The organism is Aeromicrobium sp. (assembly GCF_032084975.1).
Taxonomy (GTDB): Bacteria; Actinomycetota; Actinomycetes; order Propionibacteriales; family Nocardioidaceae; genus Aeromicrobium.
In genome coordinates this window covers 1-5,391 of record NZ_DAMDLR010000117.1, presented here as the reverse complement: position 1 = coordinate 5,391, position 5,391 = coordinate 1, and the positions used below count along the sequence as shown (strand labels likewise).

General features: G+C 72.3%; 5 protein-coding genes. All 5 read right to left on the bottom strand.

The window, feature by feature from the left end:
• A partial coding sequence (locus RT323_RS15830) for an HD domain-containing protein (RefSeq protein WP_313410160.1) occupies positions 1-1,673 on the bottom strand: 1,673 nt, incomplete at its 3' end.
• Positions 1,674-1,705: 32 nt separating this feature from the next.
• A complete protein-coding gene (locus RT323_RS15825; RefSeq protein ID WP_313410159.1) occupies positions 1,706-2,044 on the bottom strand; it encodes a P-II family nitrogen regulator in 339 nt (112 codons plus the stop codon).
• Between the two features lie 17 nt (positions 2,045-2,061).
• The gene (locus tag RT323_RS15820; protein ID WP_313410157.1) at positions 2,062-3,321 is read right to left on the bottom strand and encodes an ammonium transporter; all 1,260 of its coding nucleotides are present in this window, start codon (positions 3,319-3,321) and stop codon (positions 2,062-2,064) included.
• Positions 3,322-3,378: 57 nt separating this feature from the next.
• Positions 3,379-4,536, bottom strand: a complete 1,158-nt coding sequence (gene ftsY / locus RT323_RS15815) for a signal recognition particle-docking protein FtsY (protein WP_313410155.1) — start codon at positions 4,534-4,536, stop codon at positions 3,379-3,381.
• 9 nt (positions 4,537-4,545) lie between these two features.
• Positions 4,546-5,391 (bottom strand): ATP-binding cassette domain-containing protein (locus RT323_RS15810; protein ID WP_313410153.1); only part of this gene is annotated, 846 nt, incomplete at its 5' end.

Sequence of the window (5,391 nt, the reverse complement as noted above, 5' to 3'; positions counted from 1 at the left end):
GGCTCGGCCTCGAGTCTGAACTCGCGCGGGCCGAGCCGGGCGGCGTCGGGCAGCGGCAGGTGCGCCGGCCAGCCCTGGTACTCATCGGGCTCCGCGACGGGCTCGCCCCGCAGGTGCTGGCGCGTCTTCGTGACGAGGCCCTCGATCAGTCCGCGTCGCCAGCCGCTCCACGCCGAGGCGCTCGTCGCCGCCGCGTCGCAGGCGGTCAGGGCCGCCAGCAGGTCCAGGAACGACTCGCTGCCGACGATCTCGGCCACGTTCGCGGCCGTGACGGGGTCCTCGATGTCGCGGCGGGTGGCGATGGTCGGCAGCAGCAGGTGCCACTGCACCAGCCGGCCGATCACGTCGGCGTCGGGCTCGTCGAAGCCCCAGCGCAGGGCGATCTCGCGGGCCATCGGCGCCCCGACGTCGCTGTGGTCGCCGGCGCGACCCTTGCCGATGTCGTGCAGCAACGCCGCCGCGGCGAGCAGGTCGGGCCGGGTGACGTCGCGGTTCATCTCGTCGGCGTTCACGCACGTCTCGACGCTGTGCCGGTCGACCGTGAAGCGGTGGATCGGCGAGGACGACCCGCGCAGCCGGATGCCCGACCACTCGGGCAGGAACCGGTCGACCAACCCGGCGAAGTCCAGCTGCAGCCACACCGGCACGAGCCGCCGTCCCGTGATCAGCAGGTCGACGAGCGACCGGTGCGCGGGCAGCTCGAGCGGGGCGTCGATGGCCGGGGCCTCGCGCGCCAGCCGTCCGAGGGACGCCTCGTTGATGGGCAGCGCCCGCCGCGCCGCCGTCGAGGCGACGCGGAAGACCAGGTCGATGTCCGCGGTGTCCGCACCGGCGGTCAGCACGACCTCGCCGTCGAGGACTCCCACACCGGCGGCGACCCGCTCGATGACGGGTCCGCGGGCTCCGACGCGCCGGTGCGGGTCCCGTTCCAGCACGTCGATCCGCCGCCAGGCCCGCGCCACGAGGTGGTCGATGCGACGGCCCACGTCGCGCACGTGCACGTCGAGGTCGCCCGGAGCCAAGCCCAGCCGCTCGGCCACGTCAGGGACGAGGTCGGGCACGAGCTTGTCGCCGCGTCGCCCCGAGACCTCGTGCAGGGCGTCGCGGACGACCAGCAGCTGCTCGTTGAGGTCGGCGACCTCCGGCGCGGGCACGTCCACGAGCCACGTGGCCGCGATGGCGCGCAGCAGCACGAGATCGCGCAGCCCCCCGCCGGAGCTCTTCAGGTCCGGGACGGCCTCGTAGGCCAGCTGCCCCGAGCGGACGATCCGGGCATCGCGGTCGGCTCGCATCGCGCGCAGGTGGGCGCGTGCCTCCTTGCGCCACGCGGCCAGGAGCGTCGCGCGCAGGGCCAGCACCACTCCCCCGTCGCCCGCGACGCTCCGGGCGTCCAGCGCTCCCACGGCGACCCGGAAGTCGTCCGCGGCCAGCCGGGTCATCTCCGCCACGGACCGGACGGACTGGTCGATCGGGACCTGGGCCTCCCACAACGCGGACCACAGCCGTGCGGCGAGTGCGTCGACCTCGTCGCTCGGGACGTGGTCGGCGTGCACCAGCACGACGTCCACGTCGCTGTGCGGGGACAGCTCCGAGCGCCCGTAGCCGCCGATGGCGACCAGTGCCACGCCCGAGGCGTGCGCACCGGCGAGCTCCTCGAAGGCGGCGCGCAGCACGGAGTCCGTGGACGCCGCCCGGGAGGCACGGCTCAGAGGGCCGCCTCGTCCGTCTCGCCCGTGCGGACCCGCACGACCGACTCGACCGGCATGACCCAGACCTTGCCGTCGCCGATCTTGCCGGTCTGGGCGGCCGAGGTGATCGTGGCGACGACACTCTCGACGTCCGCGTCGTCGACGACGACCTCGAGGCGGATCTTGGGCACGAGCGACACGTCGTACTCCGCCCCTCGGTAGACCTCGGTGTGGCCCTTCTGCTGGCCGTAGCCGCTGGCCTCGGTCACGGTCATGCCCGCGACTCCGGAGGCGGCGAGGGCTTCGCGGACCTCTTCCCACTTGTGCGGCTTGATCACTGCGGTGACGAGCTTCATGTGGTCATTCTCCGTTCTCAGAAGCTGGAGCCGGTGGACCCGGCGATGTCGTAGGCGGATTCGCCGTGCTCGGCGAAGTCGATCCCGTTCGTGACCTCGTCCTCGTCGTCGACCCGCCAGCCGATCGTGGACTTGATCGCCAGGGCGATCGCGGTGGTGAAGACGGCGGTCCAGGCGACCGCGATGACGACGGCCATGACCTGGTCGACGAGCGAGCCCAGACCGCCACCGTAGAGCAGTCCGTCGATGCCGCCGGGGGCCGATGAGGTCGACAGGAAGCCGATCAGGAGCGTCCCCACGAGGCCGCCGACGAGGTGGACGCCCACGACGTCGAGCGAGTCGTCCAGGCCGAGCTTGAACTTCAGGCCGACCGCCCAGGCGCACAGGGCGCCCGAGATCGCCCCGATCGCGATGGCGCCGACGATGCTGACCGCACCGGCCGCCGGCGTGATGGCGACGAGGCCGGCGACGATGCCCGAGGCCGCACCGAGCGACGTGGCCTTGCCGTGCAGGAGCCTCTCGACCAACAGCCAGGCGAGGATCGCCGCCATGGTGGCCAAGGTGGTGTTCATGAAGGTCAGGCCCGTCTCGGACATGAACTGGGCGGTGTCCTTCGCGCCGCCGTCCCCGGCCTCGAAGACGATCGAGCCGACGTTGAACCCGTACCAGCCGAACCACAGCATCGCCGCGCCCATCATCGTCAGCGGCAGGTTGTGGGGGCGCATCTGCTCGCGCGGCCAGCCGATGCGCTTCCCGATGACGAGGGCCAGGATGCCGCCCGCGACGCCGGCGTTGATGTGCACGACGGTGCCGCCGGCGTAGTCCTGCGCCGGGAAGTGCTCGTGGATGAAGCCGCCGCCCCACACCATGTGGGCGATCGGGAAGTACGAGAACGTGACCCACAGCGGCAGGAAGACCAGCCAGGCCGAGAACTTCACGCGGTCGGCGATCGCGCCCGAGATGAGGGCCGCCGTGATGATCGCGAAGGTCATCTGGAACGCGACGGCGATGTAGCCGTCCCAGCCGACGCCGTCGAGGCCGAACAGCTCGAAGGGACTGGCGAAGAAGCCGCCGACGCTCTTGCTGCCGAACGACATCGACCAGCCCCACAGCACGTAGACGATGCCCACGACGGCGGCCGCCGCGTAGGACATCATCATCATGTTCAGCACCGAGCGGGCTCGGGTCATGCCCCCGTAGAACAGGGCGAGGGCGGGCACGGTCATGAAGAGCACCAAGGCGGTGGCCATGAGCATCCAGGCGTAGTAACCATCCATGGCCGTCACTGTGTCGGTCGTGGATTTCGCTCCGGGGTGCCGCGTGTTACGTCTGCGTTACGCCTCCAGGAGGGCGTCCACGAACTCCTCCGGGTCGAACGGGGCGAGGTCGTCGGGGCCCTCGCCGAGGCCCACGAACTTGACCGGGACGCCCAGCTCGCGCTGCACGGCGATGACGATGCCGCCCTTGGCCGTGCCGTCCAGCTTCGTCAGGACGATGCCACTGACGTCGACGACCTCGCTGAACACGCGGGCCTGCGTCAGGCCGTTCTGGCCGGTGGTCGCGTCGATCACGAGCAGCACCTCGGTGACGGGAGCCTGCTTCTCGACGACCCGCTTGACCTTGCCGAGCTCGTCCATCAGGCCGGACTTGGTGTGCAGGCGGCCGGCGGTGTCGATCAGGACGACGTCGACGCCGTCGGTGATGCCCTGCTTGACGGTCTCGAAGCCGACGCTGGCGGGATCGGCGCCCTCGTGGCTGCGGACGGTGGGGACGCCCACGCGGGCGCCCCACGTCTCGAGCTGGTCGGCGGCGGCCGCACGGAACGTGTCCGCCGCGCCGAGCAGGACCGAGCGCTCCTCGGCGACCAGCACGCGCGCGAGGCGGCCGACGGTCGTGGTCTTGCCGGTGCCGTTGACCCCGACGACGAGGACGACGCCGGGCAGGGCGTCGTCGCCCGTGGTGTGCATCTGGCGGTCGAGCGACGGGCCGACGAGGCCGAGCAGCTCGTCGCGCAGGACCTGCTTGGCGCGCTCGGGATCCTTGACGCCCTCCGCGGCCAGGCGGGCGCGCAGGTTCGTCACCAGCTCGGTCGTCGGGCCGACGCCGACGTCCGCGGCCAGCAGCGTGTCCTCGATCTCCTCCCACTGGTCCTCGGTCAGGTCGCCACCACCGAGCAGGGTCAGCAGGCCGCGGCCCAGGCTGGACTGCGAGCGGGACAGCCGCGAGCGCAGCCGCGACAGGCGACCACGGGGCGCCTCGGGGCGCTCGACCGTGGGGACCTGATGGTCCTCGACGACACCGGCCTCGAGCTCCTCGACCTCGTCGAGGTCGACCGGGGCCAGCTCGGGGTGTTCGATCTCGCGCTCGGTCAGCTCGTCCATCACGTCCGGCGGCGGCAGCTCGCGCTGGCGGTTCGCGACGAGGTACGCGATTCCGCCGCCGAGCAGGACGACGGCGGCGGCGATCAGGGCGACAAGGATCTCGGTGGTCACGCAAACACCCTAGACAACGGTGGTGGACGTGCCGCGGGGCGACACGTGCACCACGTCCCCGAAGCGGCTCAGCACCGCGGGGCTGTGGCTGATGACGATCACGCTGCGATCGGCCAGCGCCAGCACGTCCGCCACCAGCGCCTCGGCCGTGGGGGCGTCGAGGTGCTCGGTGGGCTCGTCGAGGACCAGGATCCGGTGGTCGGCCAGCAGCAGTCGGGCGAGGCAGAGCCGCTGGCGCTCACCGCCGGACAGCCTCCCGCCGTGCTCGCCGACCCGGGTGTCCAGGCCGTCGGGCATGGCCTCGACCGCGGACAGCAGGCCGGCCGACGCCAGGGCCTCGCCCAGCTGGTCGTCGGTCGCGCCCGGGTCCGCGATGCGCAGGTTCTCACGGATCGACGTGTCGAACACGACGTCGTCCTGGCCGAGGTAGCCGATCCGCCGGCGCACCTCGGTGGCCGCCAGCTCCGTGGTCGGCACGCCGCCGAGGCGGACCTGGCCGTCCCACGTCGGCAACAGCCGCAGCAGCGCGTACGCGAGTGTCGACTTGCCGACGCCGCTCGGACCGGTGACGGCGACCTTCGCGCCCTCGGGCACGGTGAACGAGACCGGTGCCGTGACCGGGGCGTCCCAGCCGACGACGACACCGTCGACCTCGAGGTCGAGGCGGTCGGGCAGGGGGCGAGGGTGTCTGGGCTCCGCGATGGGGTCCGCCATCTGCGAGAGCACGGCGAGGCGGGCGGCGGCCGCCTCGACCTCGGGTCGCACCCGCTCGGCCTCGGCCCAGCCCGTGATCGGCTCGACGAGCGCGATGGGCGCCAGCAGGATGACGCCGACGACGACGGGGTCCACTCCCCC